Source organism: Flavicella sediminum (genome assembly GCF_006381105.1).
Classification (GTDB): domain Bacteria; phylum Bacteroidota; class Bacteroidia; order Flavobacteriales; family Flavobacteriaceae; genus Flavicella; species Flavicella sediminum.
Window position 1 is genome coordinate 82689 of sequence record NZ_VDET01000037.1, and the last position, 23537, is coordinate 106225.

The following is a 23537-nucleotide window of genomic DNA, read 5'->3' on the forward strand; positions in this document are numbered from 1 at the left end:
ATTATTTAGTGTAAAAGAACGAAGAAAATTGTTTTGTATTGCCCACATTATCTTCTGAAACGACTGTAAAGGTATGCTTTCCTTTTTTTATTTCCTTGTCATTAAAATCATAAGTCAATTTATAGGTTTTTGTATTGTACTCCATTAAAATCCATTGCCCGTCAATTTCAGCTCTAAACGATTTTAAACCAGTTAATTTGTCTTTGGTATGAATGCTTAAATATCGGTAATTAGAAATATTTTGTCCCTGGTAAAAGTTAGGTTTGTAAATAAGTGGGGCTTCAAAATCTTGATGTATTGTAAAATCACCCAATGTTTTTGTTCGAGTTTTAAAAAGAGTATCCAGTTTTTGCGTACTCATAAAATTAAAATATTTTTTATTGACCACGTTTGCGATGTAGGACTTCTTTTTAATAGAATCACTTAAATGCGTTACGTTAAAGCTTATATTGTAATATTTGTCTAAAGGAAGATTTGGCTCGTGTATAGTCGCAACATTATTTTTTACCTTAAAGTTTAAATACAAATTGTCGTAAAAAGTGTTTTTAGGAAATTCAACAGCCACCCCATTTAGTTCAAATTTTGCTATTTTATTTCTGTCAATAAAATAGTTTGTTTTTTCTTTTTTCTTTAAAATTTTAGGAGCTTGTTTTGAGCCTATAACAGGAATTAGCATACTGGAAGAATTGCCAACGAAATCGGTGATTTTTAGTTCTATCTGATAATTTCTGCCTTCTTTAATTGTAAGATAACCTTTTTCTTTTGTGTTTTTAAAGATGCTTAATTTACTCCTAGGATGTATATGTGTCTTTTGGTATTTTCTTCTAATCTTACTGTAATAAGGATAGTCAATTAATAGATTCAGGTATTTTGATTCCGCAAAAGAAAACGTTTCTAGTTGGTGTTCATAAACGGTTTTTCCGTTAGAAATCATTTCAATTTTATAAACTCCATTTTTATTGGTTGCCCCGTCCTGTCTATCGTAAGTATTTATAGAGAAACCAATTTTTCCGTAGGCTTTTATAGGGCTTGCTTTGTGTTTTTTAGCGTCTATTTTTCTGAATTGTATAGGCAAAGGAATGTTACTTAGATTAACATGAGAAGAATCATTGAAGGCATAAGCTCTCAAATGAGAGATAATTGGCGCTTTGGTGTCTTTTGGTATCAGGCCAAAATGCATAGGGTTAATTATTTTTTCCGTTTTAGAGTTTCTTATTTCAAAATGTAAATGGGGAGCAGAAGAACTTCCCGTGTTTCCTGAAAAAGCAATGATTTCATTTTTAGCAATAGGTAATTCTGTTTTATTAGGAAATAAATGAATGTCAAAAGATTCTTTTTGGTATTGTCTTTTTTTGACAAATTCTTCAATTTTTTTGTTGAATTTTTTTAAATGTGCATAAACAGTCGTATAGCCATTTGGATGCGTAATGTATAGTGCTTTTCCATAGCCCCACAAAGAAATTTTTATTCTGGAGACGTATCCTTCTGCTGCTGAATGCACATTCAAGCCTTCTTTTCCCAAAGTTTTAAAATCGATTCCTGAATGAAAATGACCTGTACGAAGTTCGCCAAAAGTACCCGCTAAAATCATAGGGTTTTCTAAAGGCTGACTGAAATAATTTTGAGGATATTTATTTTGAGAAGCAACTAGCGTGATGCTAAAAATACTGAATAAGAGGGCTACTATTTTTTTTTTCAAGAGTTCTTTTTATTTATTGCTAAAGTATGAATAATATAGGATTTTGAAAAGAAATGTGCTAGGCACTTGTGAAACAGAAATCTAAAAAATAAATGCGTAAAAAACACGTAAAATGTTGTATTTTAACTTTGGAATGTTAACTTTGTAACAATAGTTTTGAAATTAAGAGCCATATGAGTAATTTTTTGGAAACCGTTGGTTTGCTAGAAGATAAATTAAAAAATCTGCTAGAGAAATATGAGTTTCTAAAAAAAGAAAATGAAATTTTACTTGGAAATATTAATGAACTTCAACAAACAAAGATGTTTTATGAAGAAGAATTGAAAAACGAACAAGAAAATTATAGGTTGTTAAAAATAGCCAAAACTATTGATGGTGGTAAGATAGATAGTAAAGAAACAAAACAAAAGATAAATGCTTTGGTTCGAGAAATAGACAAGTGTATTGTTAAATTGAATCAATAAGTTCTTTAAATAATGGCAAATAAGTTCAAAATAAAAGTAGTTATTGGAGGGAGAACTTATCCTTTGCATGTGAACAATGCAATAGAAGAGGAGGGAACCCGAAAAGCTGCAGATAAAATCAATGCGTTGATTGCTAGATTTGAACAAGACTATGCGGTAAGTGATAAACAAGATGTATTGGCCATGTGTGCTTTGCAATTTGCTTCCAAATTAGAAATAAATGCTGTTAAAGAAAACGAAGACTTAAACAAAGCGAAAAATAAATTAGACCAGTTGCATGAATTGTTAGATGCAAATTTGGGATAAGGTTTTTTATTAGAATACGATACTGCCTACATTGGTTAATGTTTGATAAACTCAACGCGATTCCATTAAAAAGGATGAGTCATAATAGCTAAAGTATGCCGATTTACTCGGAAACTTGACCTATTAGTTAGTCCTAAACTTGTTATTTTGGAGTTTATATAAACCAACTAATGTAGGTTTTTATATATATATAATTTAGATAAACATGGAAACAATCACCATAACTGGTATAGTCATTGGAACAGCAATAGGTCTAGTGATAGGATTGGTAATCACAAAGATACTCGAGAAAAAAAGAGGTTCGGAGATTATTAATAAAGCAAAAAGAACAGCTTCAAATAGAGTAAAATCAGCTCATAAAGAGGCTGAGTCAATTAAGAAAGACAAAATTTTACAAGCGAAAGAAAGGTTTATAGAACTAAAATCTGAGCACGAAAAAGTAATACTTTCCAGAGAAAAGAAGATCGCTGATGTAGAGAAAAGATTGAGAGATAAAGAATCTCAATTATCTTCAGAGTTAGACAAGAACAGAAAATTAAATAAAGAATTGGCAACGAAAGAAGCCGATTACGATTACCGTTTAGATTTCTTAGAAAAAAAACAGACAGAGATTGACAAAGTTCATAAGAGACAAGTAGAGCAACTAGAAGTTATTTCTGGTATTTCTGCAGAAGATGCTAAATCTGAATTGGTAGCTTCATTAAAAGAGGAAGCGAAATCTGATGCGATGTCTTATGTACAAGATATTATGGAGGAAGCGAAGTTAACAGCTGAGCAAGATGCCCGAAAAATTATCTTAAATACTATTCAGAGAGTAGGAGTAGAGCAATCTATTGAAAACTGTGTATCTGTATTTAACCTTGAATCTGATGATGTAAAAGGTAGAATTATTGGTAGAGAAGGTAGAAATATTAGAGCAATAGAATCGGCAACTGGTGTAGAAATTATTGTTGATGATACTCCTGAAGCAATTATTCTTTCTTGTTTTGATCCTGTGAGAAGAGAAGTTGCAAGATTGTCTTTGCATAACTTAGTAACAGACGGTAGAATTCACCCTGCTAGAATTGAAGAAGTTGTTAAAAAGACAGAAAAACAAATTCAACAAGAAATTATTGAAGTTGGGAAACGTACCGTAATTGATTTAGGAATTCATGGACTGCATCCTGAATTGATCAAAACAGTGGGTAGAATGAAATTCCGTTCTTCTTATGGTCAAAATTTATTGCAGCACTCTAGAGAAGTAGCCAATTTATGTGCTTTAATGGCTACAGAATTAGGTTTGAATCCGAAAGTAGCCAAACGCGCCGGATTGTTGCATGATATAGGTAAAGTGCCTGATACAGAAACAGAATTACCACATGCATTGTTAGGAATGCAATGGGCTGAGAAGTATGGTGAAAAACCAGATGTATGTAATGCTATTGGTGCCCATCATGATGAAATTGAAATGAAAACATTGTATGCACCTATCGTTCAGGTTTGTGATGCAATTTCAGGAGCTAGACCTGGAGCTAGACGTCAAGTTTTAGATTCTTATATACAACGTTTGAAAGATTTAGAAGATTTAGCATTCGGATTTACAGGAGTTCAAAAAGCGTATGCAATTCAAGCAGGTAGAGAATTACGTGTATTGGTAGAAAGTTCAAAGGTAGATGACGCAAAAGCATCAGAATTGTCTTTCAATATTTCACAAAAAATACAAAATGACATGACCTATCCTGGTCAGGTTAAAGTAACTGTAATTAGAGAAACAAGAGCGGTAAACGTAGCGAAGTAATCGGTTATACAGATATATACAAAAAAAGCTATCCATTTTGGATAGCTTTTTTTTTGTTTTGTTATTCTAGATTTTTAGAAGTTTTGATTATTTCAGAAAGTAATTTTTTTGCTCGTAAAATTTTCACTTTTATATTGTTCATCGGTTCATTCAATTCTTCCGATATTTCCTTATAACTGAGTTCTTGAAAATAACGCAAATTGATGACCTTTTGGTAATGTGGCTTTAGTTGCTTGATATACCTTAGTAGCTGTGCTAGATTCTGTTCAATAATTAATTGATCCTCTGGTGTCGGTGTGTCGTCTGAAATATGATGTGAGCGATCTGGATCGTTATCTAAAGATACAGTTGGTGTCTTTTTTTTACGCAATTCATCAATCTGTAAGTTTTTAGAGATGGTAAGGAGCCAGGTTTTAAAATTATAAGATTCTTTATAAAGTGCTATTTTATCAAAGGCTTTTGAAAATGTTTGTATGGTGATGTCTTCCGCTAAATTCTCGTCATGGATACGCGAAAGTTGGAAGAGATAAATATCATTCCAGTAAAGGTTTAATAAAGCTTTAAACGCAGCTTGTTTGCCTTCTTTGGCTTCAATAATTAAATGTATTTCCTGTTTCGTCATTTTAATATACCAACTTCATATAAAAGTTACCAGTGGGTGGGTGCGCTAATTTTATTTTTAACAAAAATAACGAACTGCATAAAAATAAGTGTTATTTCCGTAATTGGTGCCCATAAAATTAAATCTTTTTCATTTAGCCTTTTAGAGCTAAGTCCAATGCTTAGGTAAAAGAAAAAGTACCGTATGAATATGAGTATTCCGACAATTTTAAGTTGGAAGTTAAAGCTAAGCAGTAGAATTGAAAATAGAAAAAAGCTGATTTGAGAAGTGTAAAACAAACCCAATAACAATTTGTGTTTTAATTTGTAATGTTTTGCAGTTGATACATGTCTTCTTTTTTGCAAAATCCAATCTTTAAAATTGGTTTCCGGTTTAGAGACAGTAAAACTATTATTGGAAATATTGCAAATGGTATTTTGTTTGTTGGCAATTTCATTTATCAACAAATCATCATCTCCAGATTTGATTTTTATATGCTTTATAAAGCCATTAACCTTAAAAAAATCACTTTTTGTATAGGCTAAATTTCTACCTACGCCCATATATGGATTTCCGGCATTGGCATAAGAAAAATATTGAATGGCGGTTAGTAAAGTTTCAAAACGAATAAGTTTGTTTAAGAATGAATATTTAATTTTTGCATAAGCACCATAACCTAAAACGATGGTTTTGTTCTTTGAAAACTGACTGGCCATGTCTTCAATCCATAAGTCATTTAAAGGAATACAATCGGCATCTGTAAATAAAAGGTGCTCGTATTTGGCTGCTTTGATACCTAAGGTCAAAGCGTATTTTTTGTTTCCCCAAAAATTCTCACAATCTTGAATGTTGACAATTTTTATATGCTTGTGTTTTTCAGCAAAGTCTTCCATAACTTCTGCGGTATCATCAGTAGATCGATCATTGATCAACACCAATTCAAAATCATTGGAATAATTTTGTTTTAAGATAAGTGGAAGCGTTTCTTTTAAATTTTCTGCTTCATTTTTGGCACAAACAAGTACAGAAATAGGAGGAGAATCTGCAAATTTTTGTTTTTTATTAGAGCTAAAGCCTGTAGAAAAAAAAAGATAATAAATAACTTGAATAGCACAAATAACTATAAAAGCATAGAATAAGTATAAGAGCATTTTTTACTTATTTTCACAGTCTTCAGGCATTTTTCCACAAAAACCACAAGGCTCACCATCTTCATTAAAATTTGAATTTTGACTAGCACAGGTTCCAGCAAATTTACCGTCTTTTTTGGCCCATATTTTGATGGCAATTCCGGCAAATGCAAGTGCTAATAATACGATGGTAATGATCAGTAATTTCATAATAAATATATTAGACTACAAAGATAGTTAATTGGAAAATATAGCGTTTGAAAATGAATTCTTTTTTTCGGTTTTATCCCGATTTATTCTATAGTTATTTGTGTTCCTAGATTTTGACTAAAAAAAAGCCCCCATCTAACTATTGATTTAGATGGGGGCTTTTTATACTTGCTAAGTAGGTTACATACTATAGCTCATCTTTTAAAACTTTGATGACGAATTTTCTTAGTTTTTTAGGGTAATCTACCTGAATCATTGTTTGATGAATGTCATCAGGAAAAAAGATCGCGAAGTAACCTGTCTTTAGTTTTAATTTTGGTAAAGGTTCTAAAGTATAGAACGTAAAATCTTCTGTTTCATTATATGGAGTTGTCGGTTTCTGATTTACCAGCGTCGTCATTCCTACATTTTCTTCTCCAGCCACCATATATTGAATATCAATATACTTTTTGTGTGATTCTGATTTGCAAATTACTTCTTTTAAAGTATTGTATTCCATTAGAATTCCAAATACTTCGTCACCATCAATACTGTGTTTTCCTAATTTAGCCTCACTTAAGTCTGTTTGATTGATGTAATCAAAAGCTTTTTTAAATCTTGGGTGACAATTGGAATACAGATGTTGATTGTCAATTTTATCTAGAATCATTTTTTAATTGTTTTTGTTATAAGTGTCCAATTCTTTTATATAAATTTCTTTACGCTTAGACGGAAGTAAAGAATATTGGAATGAATTTTTAGCTAATTGATAAAGCATATCTTTGGATAAATCTAAAGCCGAAGTGATGGCTTCAAAATTAGTGTTTATTTGTCCACCAAAGTAGGCTGGGTCGTCAGAATTTATGGTAACTTTTAATCCCATGTCTAACATTTTTTTAAGTGGATGATTTTTTAAGTCATCTACAACTTGCAAGGCGGTGTTGGACAATGGACAAACGGTAAGAGCGATATCTCTTTTGATGATTTCTTGAATTAATTTAGGATCTTGTAAAGAGTTGTTTCCATGATCAATTCTTTGGATTCCTAAAATATCCAGGGCTTCCCATACATAATCCGCATTGCCTTCTTCTCCTGCATGTGCTAAGGGAATGTAACCTTCTTTTACAGAGGCTTTAAAAACGTTTTTAAATTTTGAAGGCGGATTTCCTTTTTCAGAAGAATCTAAACCCACAGCTGTAATCAGATGTTTAAAAGGAAGAGAGGCTTCTAAAGTTTTGAAGGCTTCCTCTTCACTTAAATGCCTAAGGTAGCTCATGATCAGTAAGCTGGAAACTTGTAAGTTTTTTTCGGCATCTTTGGTCGCCTTTGAAATACCAGAAATAACAGTTTCAAATGAAACACCACGATCTGTATGGGTTTGGGGGTCGAACATAATTTCTGTATGACGAACATTTTGTGCAGCACACTTTTGTAAATAACTATAGGTTAAATCGTAAAAATCTTGCTCGTGAATAAGCACATTAGCCCCTTGGTAATAGATGTCCAAAAAATCTTGGAGACAGTCGAATTCATAGGCTGCTTTTATTTCTTCAACAGAAGCAAAAGGAATTTGAATGTTATTTCTCTTGGCAATTTCGAACATTAATTCAGGTTCAAAAGTACCTTCAATATGTAAATGCAGTTCTGCTTTGGGCAGATTTTGTATAAAGTTCTTTAACATGGGTCAAAAATAGAAAAAGCGTTTAAGAATAGGACTTTCTTAAACGCTTTTTTATAAGATTTATTGTTTTTTACCAATCATCTGTCCTAAAAGAGGAGGCAGGTAGGCCAGAAGTGCTAAATAATGTGGCTTCTGGTGTATTTGTAAAAGCGTATCTTACAGCAACTGGGTTTTTAACTTTTTCGGAACTGACTTCTAGAGTATTTAAACTTTTTACAATTTTTGCTTGTGCTGGATAAAAAACTTTATCGGCTCCAGCAATTTCAAAGCCTTTAAGTTCTTTTCCAAAGCTATTCAATCCTGATGAACTTCCTGAAAACTGTAATTGAATTTTATTTTTATCTGTAATTTTCAGGCTTTTATAGATAGGACCCGAATAATCTAAACCGGCAATATTGTAATCTTTAGATAAGGCCCAATAAGCCAATCGGTTTCCAACGGTTTTCTTTTCTCTAGGGTGGATAAATTTAGCATCACCAATGTCTAAGGTAACGGCCATTCCAGAATTTTTTAAATTGAGAGATGTTTTCAATTGAGCTTCTCGTAAATAGGCAGAATTCGTTTTATTTCCATATTTGAATGGAGCAATTTGTGTGGTGTAAAAAGAAAAATCACCTTGTTCCCATTTATTCCTCCAAGAAGTGACCATAGCATTTATTAAGGCCGTGTAATTAGAAGCTCTTTCTTTATTAGATTCTCCTTGGTACCAAATAGCACCTTTTATACCATAACCAACTAGCGGGTTGATCATTCCGTTATACAATGCAAATGGCGTATGTTGTACCCCGTTTTTTTTAAGTTCTGTAGGAAGTTCTATGGTTTTAAACTCTTGCAAAGTCTCTTTATCCGTCCATGCTTCAGCAGAAGAGCCACCCCAACAGGTAACTATTAAACCGACAGGAACCTGTAAAATACTTTCTATTTTTTTTCCGAAGAAATAGGCAACGGCACTAAAATCTCCTGTAGTATTTGGAGCGGCTACTTTCCATTGGCCTTGCACATTTTCTTGAAGACTCATGCTAGGGTTTCTTTTAACGCTAAACATTCTAATATGTGGATTGCTAGAATTTAAAATTTCTTCTTGACTATGATTTATTGCTTGGTTGTTAAATCCTTTAACAGGCATTTCCATGTTTGATTGTCCTGAACACAGCCAAACTTCACCTATATATACGTCGTTTAATTCAATTTTGTCACTACCGTTAATGTTTACGGTATAAGGGCCACCAGCCTTAGGTGTTTGTATTTTTAGCTTCCATTTTCCGTTGGCATCTGCTTTTGTGTTTTGTTTTTCTCCCCAACTACTAGTAATTTTTATTTTTTTGTTGGGCTTGTCTGTTCCCCAAATTGTAACTTTTTCATTTTGCTGAAGAACCATCTGGTCGCTAAAAAAATCGGGTAGTTTGGTTTGAGCCGTTAGTATAAATTGAGTGCTAAGTACTAAAAGGAATAGAAATTTTGATTTCATTTAATTGGTTTGTAAAATTAGAGATAGGTGGAACGTTAAAAAAATATAAGATTAAGAGGATATGTAATGCCATACAATCTAAACTAAAAAGATTTAATTTATTGGGAAATCAATTCTCGTCATGTCTTCAAAAGGACTTGGACCTGAACCAAAGCACAAAGCGGTACTTGGCTCTATGGAAATAAAGGCATGTGCAATTTTAGCAGACATGCTAACGAGTGTGCCTTCTGTAATTATTTGACTGTAAAGTTCTTGTTTAGGGGAGTCTACATCAATTAAATGCATTTGTATTTTACCTTTTAAAACATAGAATTTTTCTTGGTATTCACTGTGGTAATGAAATCCTCGTTTTACACCGTTTTGGGCAAATTCTACATACTCAATTTGCTGAATGTCAGATTTAGAGTTTACAACAGCAACAGTTCCTCGGTTATCACCGCCATGAAATCTTCCGAAGGCGTCTCGTTGATTAGGTAGGTTTTCAATTGTTACCTTTTTTAAAATGTCCGTATTTTCCATAAAGTGTAGATGTTTTTTTTGGGGGAAAATTACTGTTTTTTCATGGAATAATGGTTTTGTTCGAATTCAAAAAAAATCCTCATGAATATTTTCATGAGGATAGTTCTATTTTTTTGAATGTAGTAATGGTCCTGTTTTACCAGATATATGGTATTAGCTGTTATCTTTTGTACGTCTTCTTAAAATTTTAACTCCCCCCTTACTTGTAGCAACAAAAATCCAGTCTCCCTTTGCAATCACATAGTTGGCTGCATCCGTTGGGTCTTCTAAATCCCATTGAAAAGCAGGGATGATGTCTTCATTTTTACTTGTTGGATGTGGTGCAATCGCAATTCCATCAGTTCCATTTGCCATATAAATAAAATTGTCGTCTGTAGTGACAGCATTTGTATTTCCAGAACTAAGCATGCTTTCATGAGATTTATTTAATAAAGAACCATTTTTTATATCATATAAGCCAAGACCGAATTTCCCTTTAGAAATATATAAGTATTCTTTGTTTAAAGGAGAAAATTCCATAGTTGCATGGCCATTATCTTCATCTTCTATATTTTGATGCTGAATTTCACCAATAGAAAAACTATTAGTTTTTAAAACTCTATAAACTCTATTTGTGTTTAATTGGGCATATTTTCCGGTTGAAAGCGCTGCAATTGTAATATCAGTCGTGCCATTTGCAACTACATATTTAGCATTTTGATATCTTTCAGTACCTACGATACTTAAGCTGTTGATATCTAATTGTACCATACCTCCAAAATCATTTCCGGCAGTTACATACAAATAGTTATTTGTAATAGCAATAGCATTTGCAGAAGTTGATACTCCAGAATTCAAAGTATTGGATAAATTTACCTGTCTATTTATATTGGTAAGAAGACCATCTTGTGTGTCAATTTCAAATAGATGGGCTCCTGATTCTTCGTTAGACATGGCTAACCATATTTTTTGACTTGAAGAATGATCTGAAAAACCGGTACTTATTGCATTAATATCTGAGTTAGGAAAAATGGCTTTGCTAATTACTTTTGGCTGGTCAATATTAGACAAATCAATGGTTTCGATTGCTCCTAGTTGTTGTATACCTTCTTTATGGTAACTAATAAATGCTTTGTTGTTGTTTAAGCTAATATGAGAAACACTTAAATTACTATTGTTTACAGTCATTGGTGCTAAATCAGCTACATATTCCCAATAATAATTATCATTTGAATTGCTTGCCGTTTCATTCCCTTTAAGCTGTGAATTGAAAAGCTCCGATTTTTCGATTGAAGCTATTTTATGTACAGGTTGTATTCTAGCTGATAGCGTTGATTCACTTTTATCAATGTCATAAGCTATGGGTGCAATTTCTTCAAAAGTAAATTCTTCATCGGCTATGTTTTGACAACTGATGAAACTAAAAAGTGAAATAATAGCCAAAGAACTAACCATAAATTTTTCAACATAATTTGATGTATTGTAGGTTATCGCTTGTGTTTTCATGAGTGCTTAGATTAATTTTATGTAAAATTAACTACAAAGCCTTCTTGATATTTAACGTTTTCGTTGACTGGTTGTTTTGTTTCGACGAACGGAAGAAAAGTTTCTTTTATTGGTTTTTAACTAAATTTAAATTGGAGTTTAAACGATAGCTATAGATTGGAGCTTATGTTTTCCAAACATTGAAACTCAAATAAAAAAGAAATAGTTTGTTAAATTCTTGATTTAGATCGTGCACTTTTTGAAAATAGGAGTATGCATAAACCAACAATAGTCTGACTATTTTAAAACAGTCGGACTATTGTTGGTTTAATAAGTTAAAGGTGTTCTAGATGAGTTTAAAAAGCTTGTTTAAAGTAAATTTAAGCGTTTCATCAATTCACTTCTGTTCGCTCTACTTACAGGAATTATGTCTTGTTTTATAAGCACACTGTTGTCTTCAATATCAATAATCTTATTTATGTTAATAACATATGATCGATGTACTTTTAAAAAAGTCTCTTCAGGAAGCTTGTCTACTATTTTTTTTAAAGTAGAATGAACAATATGATTTTTTTCTTCGGTTTTAATATTGATATAATCTCCTTTGGCTTGAATTAAGTAAATATCAGGGATGTTAATTTTGACCAATCGTCTATCAATATTTACATATAATTCATGTGCTACATTGGCCTCTTGCGCGTCGGGTTTTGCGTTTTTAACAGGTTTTCTATCGGTTGCTTTTTGAATTGCTTTTTGAAACCTTTCAGGAGTCAATGGTTTTACTAGGTAATCTACAACACATTCATATTCAAAAGCATCCAAAGCAAAGTTTTTGTCTGAAGTAATTAATATTACTTGAGGAGGTAATTTTAAGGTTTTTATAAGGTCAAATCCCGAAAAAGCAGGCATATGAATGTCTAGAAACAATATGTCTATCGTATTTTCATTTAAAAATTTAATAGCTTCAATTGCATTAGGAAACTCCGCAATGACTTCTATATTATCTATTTCAGAGCATAATCTTTGAATAATTAACCTAGCAGTTGCGTCATCATCAATTACAATACATTTTTTCATATACTTATATTTTACTAAGGTATACTGAAATTTGATTTAAAATGTCTTCAAATTTAGTTCCTGAGCAATCCTTATTACTGATCAATTCCTTTTCGTATTGGTTTGCTTGCTCGTATCCTTTTTCAAGTCCCAAGATACTTATTTTATGTTTTATTTTGTGGACTATTCCAGCAGTTTTTTTAAAATCTTTTGTTTTAGCAGTTTCTTTGTATAAATTAAGTTCTTCTGGGAATTCTTTTTTGAGAACATCCACTATTTTAGCTTGAAATTCTAAGTCGCCACCGCTAAGCTCTATTATATAATTTAAATTTGGTGTTTCCATTTATTATTTAGGTATTGTAAAAAAGAATGTTGTGAATTTGTTTTTTTCAGATTCGAGCCATATTTTCCCTCCCTCGTGGTCTATAATTTTTTTGACGATTGACAGTCCTATTCCTGAAGACTCTTTGCTCTTTTTTAATGAATTAAATATTTTGAATATTTGATCAAAATATTTTTCATCAATTCCCATTCCGTTGTCTTTTATAGAAAATTGATAATAGGATTCGTGTTGTTCAACATCTATTTCTATAAGTCCTAGTTCTTTGTCATTGAATTTAACCGCATTGCTTATTAAATTTTGAAATACCTGTTGTATTTTTGTTTGATCAGTTTTTAATGTAGGTAACGTTGTTAATATTTTAAGTTCAATGTTTTTAGGAAGATAGATTAGCTTTTTCAAGTCATTTATCAGAATGTTTAAATCAACAATTTCTTTTTCAGATTCCCTTTTGTCGACACTAGAGTAGGCCAATACATCTGAAATTAATTGTTCCATTTTTTCTAGAGTATTGTCAATTAGTTGTATGTTTTGAAGACTTTCTTCATCTAGCTTGTCTTGGTTGTCTTCTTTTATAAAACTAAATAAGGCGTTGATACTTCTTAAGGGCGATTTTAAATCGTGAGATACAATATGAGCATATTCTTGAAGCTCTTTGTTATTGTGTTCTAATTTTGTTAAAAGCTTGGTGTTTTCTACTTCAACTTTTCGGCGTTCTCTTAAGTGTAATGCGCTTTTTAATTGCATAGAAACCAAACGAGCGATATTTTCTAAGGTTGTAATATGTTCTTTCGTAAAATAATTTTTATCAGAGTGTTTGGATTCAATTACTCCAATTACTTTATTTTCATTTACAATGGGTACGGCAATTTCAGAGTTTTTACTATTACCAATATCGATTGAATTTTCATTATTAATTTTAGCAATCCCACTAAGGGCAACTTCACCAATAATTCCTTTTCCAATGTCTATTTTAAGTGGACTTTCAATTTGAGGGTCAAAAGTTCCAACTTGCTCCAATCTGTTTTTTTTCGGATTGTTTATGTAAAGGGTACAATCCTTAGTACCTAAATATCCTGCAATTTCACAAACTATTTCCCATGAAATTTCATAGATGTTTACCTTACCTAATATGGAGTGGGTAAGGTTTTGAATCATATCTAAAATAAGTTTTTTTTCTCTTTTAGAAGTAATGTCTTCAAAAATAGCAATTTGAAATTTTATTTCACCTTCCTCATTTCTTACAACGCTAATATTGGATTTTGCCCAAATAATGGAGCCATCTTTTTTAACATATCTTTTTTCTATAACAAAATGATTTGTTTCTCCTGAAATCATTTTGTTCATGTAATTTTCAGTCATTTTTAAGTCGTCTGAATAAGATAGGTCTTTAATGGTTTTTTGCAGTAGTTCTTCTTCTGTATAACCTAATAAAGTTGTTAAGGAACGATTTACTTTTAAAATTTTGTTGTTTTGAGTTAAAGCAATACCAAAAGGAGCATGTTCAACAATTGTATCTAATTGCGTTTTTTGTTCCTCAATAAATTCAGTCATGAATTTAGATTTGGTAATATCTCTAATTATTCCTTGAGCAGCAATGGGTTTTTTCTTATCATCATAAATAATGCTAGAATTTATTTGAACCCATTTTATTTCTTTCGATTTGGTTACAACCCTTGCAGTGTAATTTGAAAAGATACCTTTTTGATACAATTCATTAAAAGAAGAGTAGGAGTAGTCGTGATCTTCAGAATAGATTAAGGACTGGACATTAAAGGATTCTTTCTTTAAATCGTATCCAAAAATATCAATGGCTGCCTGATTCACCTTTATGACATTACCATTAAGTTCCATAATTAAATAGGCATCGTTTATGTTTTCAAAAACACCTTTTAACTGTGAACTTTTTTGTCCAAGAAGAAATTCTAATTTTCTGTTGGCATGTTTTAATTTTTGAGCTGTGTTGAATAATTCTAAAGATTTTTTCTCTAGAATTCCTTCAGCCTCTTTTCTAGCTGCTTTTTCGCGGCTTAATGCGCGTTGTAATATTTCAACTTTTTCAGTATCCATTTAATTTTTATGGATAATGAATTTTACTTCTGTACCGTCTTCCTTTATCTTTTCTAAGGAAATTTCTGCTGTAGCATTAAAATGTTCAAAGGTTTTATTCATTAATCCTAATCCAAAATGATGCATGGCTCTACTTGATTTATAAATCAACACCAAAGAGTTCTCTGTTTTCTCTACTACTTCAAAGGAAGGCAATTCGGCATCAGGATAAATTTTACGTACTTCAATGTGAATATGATTTTCAATAGAAGCAATCATTTGAATAGGATCTGTATAAGAATTGATTAAATCAGGGTAACTGTTTTTCAAGACAGAGAAAAAATGTTCTGCATAGGTTAACAATAAGTTATCAATGGAGATCCCCGTATTTTTATTTAAGTTCTTTAGCAATTGAAGCATGTCAGAAAAAGCATAGGTTCCAATTGCTGTATAAGCTCCGTTTGTTTCTAATTCAGATTGATTGATGATTTTATCAACCATTTCAAGTCCAAACTTATCTTCCACTAAATCTAAAAACTCTGTAAATACAATTCCTTTCATTTATTTTTTTATTAATTCATTGATACTCCAGTAGGCTAGTAATTTTTCGATTTTTGATACGTAATCATCGTATTTTAATGGTTTTATCAAATAGCCGGTAACTCCTAAGCTATAACAATCTAACATGTCTTTTTGATGACTAGAAGTTGTTAAGATTATAGTTGGTAGGTATTTTAAAGTCTCATGATGTTTTAACACGGCTAAGAACTCAATACCATTCATTTTTGGCATGTTTAAATCTAATAAAATAATATCAGGTAAGGGACCCGAACTGTTTAAATATTCAAGAGCTTCTTCCCCATTATTTTTTTCAATAATTTTATGAGGTAATTTTAATTTAGAAATTGTTCTATTCAATTTCATCACCTCAATGGTGTCGTCTTCAATTAAAAGTATAGTTAACTCTTTCATATTTGGTTTTATAATGTCTACTAACTTATAAAGTTAATCTTTCTTTACGATAATTAATCACTAGATAGTTGAAACGTTATTTACTGTCGACGAATGGTTGTTTATCATCGGTAAGTGGTTTATGTTTTGTGGGAATATATTTTCTTAAAACGAAAAAATGATCTTGTTGATCTAAATAACACTTGTTTGAAAATGAATTTGGTTCAATCAAATTAGAAGTCTAAAATTAACTTTTAGAAGAATTCCTCTTCTATAAATATGTATTTATAGAAGTGAATTTTTTTCATCACAATTTAAGTAAGATGATAATCGCTACTTTGACGATACATTTTAAATCGTGTGTACTTTTTTTATAAAGTTTTTTCTAGTTCAGTGTTAGTTCCTTTTTTTACAAATAAAACTATGTGGACTCAATTTATTAAACAACAAACCCACCTAGTAAAATAGATGGGTTTGGGCTTGTGCTATGTGTTTGTTGACTATTCAATTACCATACTGTGGTAAACGTTTTGAACGTCATCATCTTCTTCTAATTTTTCAAGTAATTTCTCAACTTCAGCTTGTTGTTCTTCAGAAAGCTTTGTGGTTGTCGTTGGAATTCTTTCAAAGCCAGAAGATAAAATTTCTAAATTGTTTTCTTCTAAATAGGTTTGAATAGCACCAAATTGTTCAAAAGGACCATAGATTAAAATACCATCTTCGTCTTGGAAAACTTCTTCAACATCAAAATCCATCAATTCCAATTCTAATTCTTCTAAATCAATTGCTGCTTCTTCAGAAGTAATTCTAAAGTTACAGGTATGATCAAACATAAAAATTACAGATCCTGAGGTTCCAAAAGTTCCATTACATTTATTAAAAGCTGCTCTGACATTGGCAACGGTTCTGTTGTTGTTATCTGTAGCAGTTTCACAAACGATAGCGATACCATGTGGAGCATAGCCTTCAAATAAAACTTCTTTATAATTAGCGGTATCCTTATCTGTTGCTTTTTTAATGGCGCGTTCAACATTGTCTTTCGGCATGTTGGCCGCTTTCGCATTTTGCATTACAGCCCTTAAACGTGCGTTAGAGTCAGGGTTAGGCCCTCCTTCCTTTACCGCCATAACAATATCTTTACCAATACGTGTAAAGGTTTTTGCCATTGCAGACCAACGTTTCATTTTTCTAGCCTTTCTAAACTCAAATGCTCTTCCCATTTCTAATCTCTTGTTTTATTGCCTAATAATTTTTGCTGAGCAAATGTAAAGATTACTTCACGCTTTTACAATTTTTTTAATTGCTGTTTTTCCAAGGACTTGTGTCTACTTAATTAGTTCATAAGATTGTTTGGCAATTTCAATTTCTTCATTGGTAGCAATCACTAATATTTTTACTTTGGCACCGTCTTTTTGAATTTCTCTTATTTCTTTTGAGCGAATTAAATTCTTAGGAATATCAATTTCAATACCCAATCCATCCATATCTGCACAAGACATTTGTCGAATCAAGCTAGAGTTTTCTCCAATACCAGCAGTAAATACAATGGCGTCTACACCATTTAGCACAGCGATATAAGAACCAATGTATTTTTTTATTCTATAGCTCGCTAATTTTAAAGCATTGATGCAATTTTCATCTCCGTTAAGTGCCGCATTTTGTATTTCTCTTAAATCAGAATAACCGGTCAATCCTTTCATTCCAGATTCTTTTTGAAGTATATGATTTACTTCATCGGCAGATTTGTTGAATTTGTTTTTTAAATACAAAACCACAGATTGGTCTATATCTCCAGATCGGGTTCCCATAATTAAACCGTTCATAGGGGCAAAACCCATAGAGTTTTCAATGCTTTCTCCGTTTTTTATGGCAGACATGCTACAGCCATTTCCTAAATGAATGGTCACTATTTTTTTTGATTTAGAACCTAAATATTCAATGGCTTTTTCTGAAACGTATTTATGACTAGTTCCATGAAACCCATAAGCTCTAATTTTATTTTCATTTAAATAAGAATTAGGAATTGCATACTGGTAGGCTTCTATTGGCATGGTTTGATGAAAAGCCGTATCAAAAATAGCAATTTGCTTTGCGGATGTAAATATGGTTTCTGAAATTTCAATACCTATTAAATTGGCAGGATTGTGCAAAGGAGCCAAGTCAAATAAATCTCGGATATTATCTTTTACTTCTTGTGTGACAAGAACAGTGCTTTTAAACTTGCTTCCACCATGTACAACTCGGTGACCAACAGCTTGAATTTCATCTACTGAAGAAATAACACCTATTTTTGGATCCATTAAGGTTGCTTCAATTTTTCGAAGTCCGGCTTCATGATCTTTAATAGCTAAGGATTCGGTATGTTTTACCCCATCTTTTTCATGGGTGAAAATAGAATCTTCCATTCCAATACGTTCAATAATACCCACGCATTTAACAAGTTGCAAAGGCATTTCTATCAATTGATATTTTATAGAAGATGATCCGGCGTTTAAGACTAGTATGTTCATGTTAATTTTGATGTGCTTGAATTGCGGTTAATAAAACAGTGTTAAAAATATCGTCTACTGTGCAGCCTCTACTTAAATCGTTTACAGGCTTGTTCAATCCTTGAAGCATTGGGCCAATGGCTAAGGCACCTGTTTCTCTTTGAATGGCTTTGTAGGTATTATTTCCTGTATTTAAATCAGGGAAAATTAAAACAGAAGCTTGTCCGGCTACCTCAGAAGCTGGCATTTTTGTTTGCGCTACAGACATGTCTACAGCGGCATCATATTGTATAGGTCCTTCAATTTTTAAATCAGGTCGAAGACGTTTGACAATTTCTGTTGCTTTTCTAACTTTTTCAACTTCTTCACCTTTTCCTGAGCTTCCAGAAGAATAAGACAACATGGCAATTCTAGCTTCAATTCCAAAAGCTTCCGATGATAGGGCAGAAGAAATAGCAATTTCTGCTAATTGTTCGGCATTCGGATTCGGATTAACCGCACAATCGCCCATAACAGAAACACGATCAGCTAAACACATAAAAAATACCGATGAAACTACTGATACACCTGGTTTTGTTTTTATTAATTGTAACGAAGGTTTAATGGTGTGTTGTGTGGTGTGCGCCGCGCCTGAAACCATTCCATCTGCCAAACCATTCATAATCATTAAAGTTCCGTAATAGGAAACATCAGTTACCAAATCTTTGGCAATAGTTTCTGTCATTCCTTTGTGTTTACGTGCTTCAAATAAAGTTTGCGCAAAAGCATCATTATGGATAGAGTCTTCTGGGTTTAGAATGTTTATTTTATCCAAATCAATTTGCAAGCCAATTTGGTCGCATTTTAATTGAATGGTATTTTTGTCTCCCAAAATCGTTAAATCAACTATGTTTAATATTTGTAATCTAGAAGCGGCTCGAATAATTCTTTCATCGTTTCCTTCTGGTAAAACAATATGCTTTCTGTTTTGTTTAGCTTTTTGAAGCATGTTGTATTGGAACATCTTCGGCGTCATCTTCGTGGAGCTATGTGTTGTCAAGCGTTTTGTAATTCCTTCGGCATTTACATAACTATCAAAAGTATCTAGCGATAATAATATTTTTTTGCTATTGCTTGCGTAAATTTTTGACTTTACGGCACCAATTTTATTGGTAATGCTAAAAGTTCCTCCTTCAACTGAAATAATAGGTACTGTAGATTGTACTCCTTCTATAAGGCGAAGAATAGATTCTTCTGGAAGTAAAGAGCCTGTTAGAATAATCCCTGCAATTTTAGGGTAATTGCTCGAAGCATTTGCTTGCAAGGCTCCTAAAATAATATCCGCTCTATCGCCAGGTGTTACTACCAGCGCATTGTCTTTAATCCTAGTCAAATAATTTCTTAGTTGCATGGCACCAGAGCTGTAGCTTCCAATGCTATTGTCTAAAAATTGTTCTCCAAATAGGACTTTACCATCCAATGCTTCTACAACTTCTTTTACGGTTGGGTTGCTTAAGAAGCTTACTTTAGGAATGATGTCAATTTGTATTTCTTTTGGTATGTGTTTTTGCAAGGCTTTTTTGACAAAGTACATTTCTGATTCGTCAATTTTGTTTGCAATCAATCCAATAACATCTACTTCTTTTTCTTTAAAAGATTTATAGGTAAGTTGCATTGTTTGAATAAATTCTTCCGTTGTTTTTCCATTTCCAGAACCAACAATCAATGCAGGGATGTTTAAATTTTTAGCAATCATTAAATTTACATCCAACTCAGTAAAACCTCCAATACCTGAAAAATCACTTCCTTCAACCAAAACATAATCAAATCGATTTTCGAGTTGTTTGTATTTTTCAATGACAGTATTAATGACTTCATCTATTTTTCCTTCCCCTAATAATTGTACAACTTCTCCTTGTTTGTAAGCGTAACAATCCTTGTAGTCGAGATTTAAATTGAAAAAATTAATAGCCGTATTGGTATGGTCATCATACTTGCTTTCATTTGCTTCATTAATAATAGGTCTGAAATAGCCTACTTTTGAAGACTTGGTAAGCATCATTCTTAGAAGTCCAAGTGATACTAACGATTTACCACTATCAGATTCAATAGTAGCTATATAAATTGCTTTACTCATACACTTTAAAATTAGGGTATAAAATTACAATATCTTAGAAAAATAAAAGACTAAAAAGTTTTTATTTTACATGATTCTTATCATGGTATTATAGTTTTACAATGATTAAAAAAATGCTGTAATCTATAAAATAGAGAACAGCATTCAATGATATTTTGAAAAGATAAGAAATAAATTAGACTTGAATAACACCTAAATTAAAAGCTTTTTCAATAGGAGCATGATTTGCTGCTTCAATTCCTGTGCTTATCCATTTTCTTGTGTCTAACGGATTTATTACTGCATCTGTCCAAAGGTGAGCAGCTGCATAATAAGGAGAAGTTTGCTCGTCGTACTTTTCTTCAATAGATTTTAATATTTCTTGTTCTCTTTCTGTAGTAATTATTTCTCCTTTTTTCTTTAAGCCCGCAGTTTCCATTTGCAACAATACTTTAGCTGCTTGTGTTCCCCCCATTACAGCTAATCGAGCACTAGGCCATGCAAATATTAAACGAGGATCAAATGCTTTTCCGCACATAGCATAATTTCCAGCTCCATAAGAATTTCCAACAACAACCGTGAATTTTGGAACAACAGAATTACTAACGGCATTCACCATTTTAGCACCATCCTTTATAATACCTCCGTGTTCTGATTTGCTACCCACCATAAATCCGGTAACATCTTGTAAAAAAACTAAGGGTATTTTTTTCTGATTGCAATTGGCGATAAAACGAGTGGCTTTGTCTGCAGAATCAGAATAGATAACCCCACCGAATTGCATTTCTTTTTTTGCTGTTTTCACTACTTTTCGTTGATTTGCAACAATACCAACGGCCCAACCATCAATTCGTGCATATCCGCAAATAATTGATTTCCCATGGCCATCTTTATAAGCTTCGAATTTTGAATCATCTACCAATCGCTTAATGATTTCATTCATATCGTATTGATCTGTTCTTAGCTTTGGTAAAATTCCGAAAATTTCTTCAGGATTTTCTTTTGGTTCAGTTGGTAAAGCTCTATTGTATCCAGCTTTGTCAAAATCTCCAATTTTATCAATTATGTTTTTGATTGTGTCTAAAGCAGCTTTATCATCTTTAGATTTGTAGTCGGTAACTCCTGAAATTTCACAATGTGTTGTAGCTCCTCCTAAGGTTTCATTGTCAATACTTTCGCCAATTGCAGCTTTTACTAAGTAGCTTCCTGCTAAAAATATGCTAGCCGTTTTATCTACAATCAATGCTTCATCACTCATAATGGGTAAATAAGCGCCTCCTGCAACACAGCTACCCATAACGGCAGAAATTTGTGTAATTCCCATACTGCTCATAATGGCATTGTTTCTGAAAATTCTTCCAAAATGTTCTTTATCAGGAAAAATCTCATCTTGTAATGGGAGGTATACGCCAGCGCTGTCTACTAAATAAATGATAGGAATTTTATTTTCCATAGCAATTTCTTGCGCACGTAAATTCTTTTTTGCCGTAATTGGAAACCAGGCACCTGCTTTTACCGAAGCATCATTGGCAACAACAATACATTGTTTACCGCTAATATGGCCAATTTTTACAACTACACCACCTGAAGGACAGCCTCCATGTTCTTCGTACATTTTATCTCCTACAAAAGCACCAATTTCAATAGATTTTGTATCGTCATCTAGTAAATAAGTAATACGTTCTCTTGCTGTTAGCTTACCTTTAGAACGAATATTTTCTAATCTTTTTTCTCCGCCACCTTTGTAAACTTTTAGAAGTTTTTTCTTTAGACTTGCTGCTAAAAGTTTGTTGTGATCTTCGTTTTTGTTGAAATTGATATCCATTGAGATGCTCCTAATTTTAGCCTGCTAAAGTACAAAATTGTGTTGTAAAATTAATTTTAACTACCAAGGTTTTATTTACCATGGTAAGTATTAAAATATTTTTGTATATTTGCCTTGAATTATTAAATACAAATACCATGAAAAAAAATAAAATAATCTATTGGATAGCAACAGGTTTGCTAAGTTTAATGCTGTTAATGTCAGCAGGAATGTATGTGTTTAACCATGAAATGGTTGTGCAAGAATTTGTGAAACTTGGGTATCCTACCTATGTTGTTTATCCTTTAGCTTTAGCGAAACTACTAGCGGTTGCAGCGCTTTTATTGAAGAAAAAAGGAGTTTTAGTGGAGTGGGCTTACGCAGGATTGTTCTTTGATTTTGTTTTGGCGTTTTTTGCACATTATATGATAGGAGATGGAGAGCAAATTCCGGCAGTAGTCGCAATAAGTATTTTGGCTGTTTCATACATTTATAAGAATAAATTTTAATGAAAGTGCTTCCAAAATCTAAAGTAGTATTGAGTAGGTCTAATTTTCAGGCCGTGGCAACAAGTAGACAATATACTTACCCAATAGATACTTTGCAAAAAAAAGGAGGGAAGGACACAGGCCCAAGCCCTGTTGAATATTTTTTATCAGGAATAGCTTCTTGTGTAGCCATAACTTTAAGAATGTATGCTGATAAAATGAAATGGGATCTTGGAGAGATAACGGTGGAAGTTTCTGAAAAAACAGAATTGACAACTAAAGGCATACAAAAGAAATTATTGGAAACAATTTCTTTTGAAAAAAAGCCAACGGAGCAGCAATTAGCATTGCTTAAAGAAGTATCAAATAAATGTCCTGTCGCGCAAATGGTAAAAACAGAAACAATAATTATTAAAACAATTTAAAATGAAAAATATAATAGCATTAGGAGGAAGTACTAGTAAAAAATCAATAAACAAAGCATTGGCTGTATATGCAGCTAGTCAATTAAAAAATGTTGATTTAACGGTTTTAGATTTGAATGATTTTCAATTACCATTATATAGTGTCGATATAGAATTAGAAGAAGGAATGCCTTCAGAAACAAAAAGATTGAATGCAGCGTTTGATAAAGCAGATGGTTTTGTGGTTTCTTTAGCAGAACATAATGGAGCTTATACTGCGGCATTTAAAAATGCATTCGATTGGTTAAGTAGAATAAACGGAAAGGTTTGGCGAGAAAAACCAGTCTTATTAATGGCAACTTCACCTGGAGCAAGAGGTGGTTTGACTGTTTTGGAAATTGCTGCTGGGCGTTTTCCTTATATGGGAGCTCAAATTGCAGGACAATTTTCACTGCCCTCTTTTTTCGATAATTTTAAAGAAGAAGCCGTTGTAGAAGGCGAATTAAAAGCAGATTTATTTGCGCAAATTGATTTGTTTCAAAAAGCAATTGATCTGTAGGAGT

The 23537-nt window shown here is 32.3% G+C and carries 24 protein-coding genes and 1 other RNA gene; 7 read left to right on the top strand and 18 right to left on the bottom strand.

Features of this window, described 5'->3' with window-relative positions; translation table 11 throughout:
* Position 1: 1 nt before the first annotated feature.
* Complete coding sequence (locus FGM02_RS17385) at positions 2-1699, bottom strand: M23 family metallopeptidase (protein WP_139959801.1); 1698 nt, start codon at positions 1697-1699, stop codon at positions 2-4.
* A 173-nt stretch (positions 1700-1872) separates the two neighbouring features.
* Here FGM02_RS17385 and FGM02_RS17390 point away from each other — a divergent pair, with 173 nt between their 5' ends.
* The 4 genes from FGM02_RS17390 to rny all read left to right on the top strand — a co-directional run bounded on the left by FGM02_RS17390 (position 1873) and on the right by rny (position 4246).
* Positions 1873-2163 carry a hypothetical protein gene (locus FGM02_RS17390; RefSeq protein ID WP_139959803.1) on the top strand — a complete coding sequence of 97 codons (291 nt, stop codon included), beginning with the start codon at positions 1873-1875 and terminating at the stop codon, positions 2161-2163.
* A 12-nt stretch (positions 2164-2175) separates the two neighbouring features.
* Positions 2176-2469, top strand: coding sequence for a cell division protein ZapA (locus FGM02_RS17395; RefSeq protein ID WP_139959805.1), 294 nt, complete (start codon positions 2176-2178; stop codon positions 2467-2469).
* Between the two features lie 49 nt (positions 2470-2518).
* Positions 2519-2625, top strand: a non-coding RNA gene (gene ssrS, locus FGM02_RS17400) — 6S RNA.
* 49 nt (positions 2626-2674) lie between these two features.
* On the top strand, positions 2675-4246 hold the full coding sequence (gene rny / locus FGM02_RS17405; RefSeq protein WP_139959807.1) for a ribonuclease Y: 1572 nt from the start codon (positions 2675-2677) through the stop codon (positions 4244-4246).
* Between the two features lie 61 nt (positions 4247-4307).
* Here rny and FGM02_RS17410 read toward each other — a convergent pair whose 3' ends face one another.
* From FGM02_RS17410 to FGM02_RS17490, 17 genes are all read right to left on the bottom strand, one after another.
* On the bottom strand, positions 4308-4868 hold the full coding sequence (locus FGM02_RS17410; RefSeq protein WP_139959809.1) for an RNA polymerase sigma factor: 561 nt from the start codon (positions 4866-4868) through the stop codon (positions 4308-4310).
* 26 nt (positions 4869-4894) lie between these two features.
* Positions 4895-5998 carry a glycosyltransferase gene (locus FGM02_RS17415; protein WP_139959811.1) on the bottom strand — a complete coding sequence of 368 codons (1104 nt, stop codon included), beginning with the start codon at positions 5996-5998 and terminating at the stop codon, positions 4895-4897.
* Between the two features lie 3 nt (positions 5999-6001).
* Positions 6002-6187, bottom strand: coding sequence for a membrane or secreted protein (locus FGM02_RS17420; RefSeq protein ID WP_139959813.1), 186 nt, complete (start codon positions 6185-6187; stop codon positions 6002-6004).
* Between the two features lie 187 nt (positions 6188-6374).
* A complete protein-coding gene (locus FGM02_RS17425) occupies positions 6375-6836 on the bottom strand; it encodes a YhcH/YjgK/YiaL family protein (RefSeq protein ID WP_139959815.1) in 462 nt (153 codons plus the stop codon).
* A gap of 3 nt (positions 6837-6839) precedes the next feature.
* Positions 6840-7847: an adenosine deaminase gene (locus FGM02_RS17430; RefSeq protein ID WP_139959817.1), complete on the bottom strand. Its 1008-nt coding sequence runs from the start codon at positions 7845-7847 to the stop codon at positions 6840-6842.
* Between the two features lie 70 nt (positions 7848-7917).
* Entirely contained in the window at positions 7918-9315 is a 1398-nt protein-coding gene (locus tag FGM02_RS17435) for a sialate O-acetylesterase (RefSeq protein ID WP_139959819.1), read from the bottom strand.
* 93 nt (positions 9316-9408) lie between these two features.
* Positions 9409-9834: a polysaccharide biosynthesis C-terminal domain-containing protein gene (locus FGM02_RS17440; protein WP_139959822.1), complete on the bottom strand. Its 426-nt coding sequence runs from the start codon at positions 9832-9834 to the stop codon at positions 9409-9411.
* Positions 9835-9987: 153 nt separating this feature from the next.
* On the bottom strand, positions 9988-11319 hold the full coding sequence (locus FGM02_RS17445) for an LVIVD repeat-containing protein (protein ID WP_139959824.1): 1332 nt from the start codon (positions 11317-11319) through the stop codon (positions 9988-9990).
* Positions 11320-11667: 348 nt separating this feature from the next.
* Positions 11668-12375, bottom strand: coding sequence for a LytR/AlgR family response regulator transcription factor (locus FGM02_RS17450; RefSeq protein ID WP_139959826.1), 708 nt, complete (start codon positions 12373-12375; stop codon positions 11668-11670).
* 4 nt (positions 12376-12379) lie between these two features.
* The gene (locus FGM02_RS17455; RefSeq protein WP_139959828.1) at positions 12380-12697 is read right to left on the bottom strand and encodes an Hpt domain-containing protein; all 318 of its coding nucleotides are present in this window, start codon (positions 12695-12697) and stop codon (positions 12380-12382) included.
* 3 nt (positions 12698-12700) lie between these two features.
* Positions 12701-14764 (bottom strand): PAS domain S-box protein, encoded by a 2064-nt coding sequence (locus FGM02_RS17460; protein ID WP_139959830.1) that lies wholly within the window; start codon positions 14762-14764, stop codon positions 12701-12703.
* Positions 14765-15304, bottom strand: coding sequence for a heme NO-binding domain-containing protein (locus tag FGM02_RS17465; RefSeq protein ID WP_139959832.1), 540 nt, complete (start codon positions 15302-15304; stop codon positions 14765-14767).
* Positions 15305-15715, bottom strand: a complete 411-nt coding sequence (locus FGM02_RS17470; protein WP_139959834.1) for a response regulator — start codon at positions 15713-15715, stop codon at positions 15305-15307.
* A 479-nt stretch (positions 15716-16194) separates the two neighbouring features.
* Positions 16195-16914, bottom strand: coding sequence for a YebC/PmpR family DNA-binding transcriptional regulator (locus FGM02_RS17475; protein WP_139959837.1), 720 nt, complete (start codon positions 16912-16914; stop codon positions 16195-16197).
* Between the two features lie 105 nt (positions 16915-17019).
* A complete protein-coding gene (locus FGM02_RS17480) occupies positions 17020-18204 on the bottom strand; it encodes an acetate/propionate family kinase (RefSeq protein ID WP_139959839.1) in 1185 nt (394 codons plus the stop codon).
* 1 nt (position 18205) lies between these two features.
* Positions 18206-20299: a phosphate acetyltransferase gene (gene pta, locus FGM02_RS17485; RefSeq protein ID WP_139959841.1), complete on the bottom strand. Its 2094-nt coding sequence runs from the start codon at positions 20297-20299 to the stop codon at positions 18206-18208.
* 175 nt (positions 20300-20474) lie between these two features.
* Positions 20475-22103, bottom strand: coding sequence for an acyl-CoA carboxylase subunit beta (locus FGM02_RS17490; RefSeq protein WP_139959843.1), 1629 nt, complete (start codon positions 22101-22103; stop codon positions 20475-20477).
* 137 nt (positions 22104-22240) lie between these two features.
* Between FGM02_RS17490 and FGM02_RS17495 the strand changes: the two genes are divergently transcribed.
* The 3 genes from FGM02_RS17495 to FGM02_RS17505 are packed head-to-tail and all read left to right on the top strand — an operon-like array spanning position 22241 to position 23533.
* Positions 22241-22591 (top strand): DoxX family protein, encoded by a 351-nt coding sequence (locus FGM02_RS17495; RefSeq protein WP_139959845.1) that lies wholly within the window; start codon positions 22241-22243, stop codon positions 22589-22591.
* A complete protein-coding gene (locus FGM02_RS17500) occupies positions 22591-22995 on the top strand; it encodes an OsmC family protein (RefSeq protein WP_139959847.1) in 405 nt (134 codons plus the stop codon). The genes FGM02_RS17495 and FGM02_RS17500 overlap by 1 nt, the downstream gene beginning before the upstream one ends.
* A 1-nt stretch (position 22996) precedes the next feature.
* Positions 22997-23533 carry an NADPH-dependent FMN reductase gene (locus tag FGM02_RS17505; protein ID WP_139959849.1) on the top strand — a complete coding sequence of 179 codons (537 nt, stop codon included), beginning with the start codon at positions 22997-22999 and terminating at the stop codon, positions 23531-23533.
* Positions 23534-23537 lie beyond the last annotated feature (4 nt).

What these genes read in the sequence shown, in the direction of transcription:
- FGM02_RS17390 (WP_139959803.1), top strand. Translation starts at nt 1,873, where the DNA reads ATGAGTAATTTTTTGGAAACCGTTGGTTTGCTAGAAGATAAATTAAAA.
- FGM02_RS17395 (WP_139959805.1), top strand. Translation starts at nt 2,176, where the DNA reads ATGGCAAATAAGTTCAAAATAAAAGTAGTTATTGGAGGGAGAACTTAT.
- rny (WP_139959807.1), top strand. Translation starts at nt 2,675, where the DNA reads ATGGAAACAATCACCATAACTGGTATAGTCATTGGAACAGCAATAGGT.
- FGM02_RS17410 (WP_139959809.1), bottom strand. Translation starts at nt 4,868, where the DNA reads ATGACGAAACAGGAAATACATTTAATTATTGAAGCCAAAGAAGGCAAA.
- FGM02_RS17415 (WP_139959811.1), bottom strand. Translation starts at nt 5,998, where the DNA reads ATGCTCTTATACTTATTCTATGCTTTTATAGTTATTTGTGCTATTCAA.
- FGM02_RS17420 (WP_139959813.1), bottom strand. Translation starts at nt 6,187, where the DNA reads ATGAAATTACTGATCATTACCATCGTATTATTAGCACTTGCATTTGCC.
- FGM02_RS17425 (WP_139959815.1), bottom strand. Translation starts at nt 6,836, where the DNA reads ATGATTCTAGATAAAATTGACAATCAACATCTGTATTCCAATTGTCAC.
- FGM02_RS17430 (WP_139959817.1), bottom strand. Translation starts at nt 7,847, where the DNA reads ATGTTAAAGAACTTTATACAAAATCTGCCCAAAGCAGAACTGCATTTA.
- FGM02_RS17435 (WP_139959819.1), bottom strand. Translation starts at nt 9,315, where the DNA reads ATGAAATCAAAATTTCTATTCCTTTTAGTACTTAGCACTCAATTTATA.
- FGM02_RS17440 (WP_139959822.1), bottom strand. Translation starts at nt 9,834, where the DNA reads ATGGAAAATACGGACATTTTAAAAAAGGTAACAATTGAAAACCTACCT.
- FGM02_RS17445 (WP_139959824.1), bottom strand. Translation starts at nt 11,319, where the DNA reads ATGAAAACACAAGCGATAACCTACAATACATCAAATTATGTTGAAAAA.
- FGM02_RS17450 (WP_139959826.1), bottom strand. Translation starts at nt 12,375, where the DNA reads ATGAAAAAATGTATTGTAATTGATGATGACGCAACTGCTAGGTTAATT.
- FGM02_RS17455 (WP_139959828.1), bottom strand. Translation starts at nt 12,697, where the DNA reads ATGGAAACACCAAATTTAAATTATATAATAGAGCTTAGCGGTGGCGAC.
- FGM02_RS17460 (WP_139959830.1), bottom strand. Translation starts at nt 14,764, where the DNA reads ATGGATACTGAAAAAGTTGAAATATTACAACGCGCATTAAGCCGCGAA.
- FGM02_RS17465 (WP_139959832.1), bottom strand. Translation starts at nt 15,304, where the DNA reads ATGAAAGGAATTGTATTTACAGAGTTTTTAGATTTAGTGGAAGATAAG.
- FGM02_RS17470 (WP_139959834.1), bottom strand. Translation starts at nt 15,715, where the DNA reads ATGAAAGAGTTAACTATACTTTTAATTGAAGACGACACCATTGAGGTG.
- FGM02_RS17475 (WP_139959837.1), bottom strand. Translation starts at nt 16,914, where the DNA reads ATGGGAAGAGCATTTGAGTTTAGAAAGGCTAGAAAAATGAAACGTTGG.
- FGM02_RS17480 (WP_139959839.1), bottom strand. Translation starts at nt 18,204, where the DNA reads ATGAACATACTAGTCTTAAACGCCGGATCATCTTCTATAAAATATCAA.
- pta (WP_139959841.1), bottom strand. Translation starts at nt 20,299, where the DNA reads ATGAGTAAAGCAATTTATATAGCTACTATTGAATCTGATAGTGGTAAA.
- FGM02_RS17490 (WP_139959843.1), bottom strand. Translation starts at nt 22,103, where the DNA reads ATGGATATCAATTTCAACAAAAACGAAGATCACAACAAACTTTTAGCA.
- FGM02_RS17495 (WP_139959845.1), top strand. Translation starts at nt 22,241, where the DNA reads ATGAAAAAAAATAAAATAATCTATTGGATAGCAACAGGTTTGCTAAGT.
- FGM02_RS17500 (WP_139959847.1), top strand. Translation starts at nt 22,591, where the DNA reads ATGAAAGTGCTTCCAAAATCTAAAGTAGTATTGAGTAGGTCTAATTTT.
- FGM02_RS17505 (WP_139959849.1), top strand. Translation starts at nt 22,997, where the DNA reads ATGAAAAATATAATAGCATTAGGAGGAAGTACTAGTAAAAAATCAATA.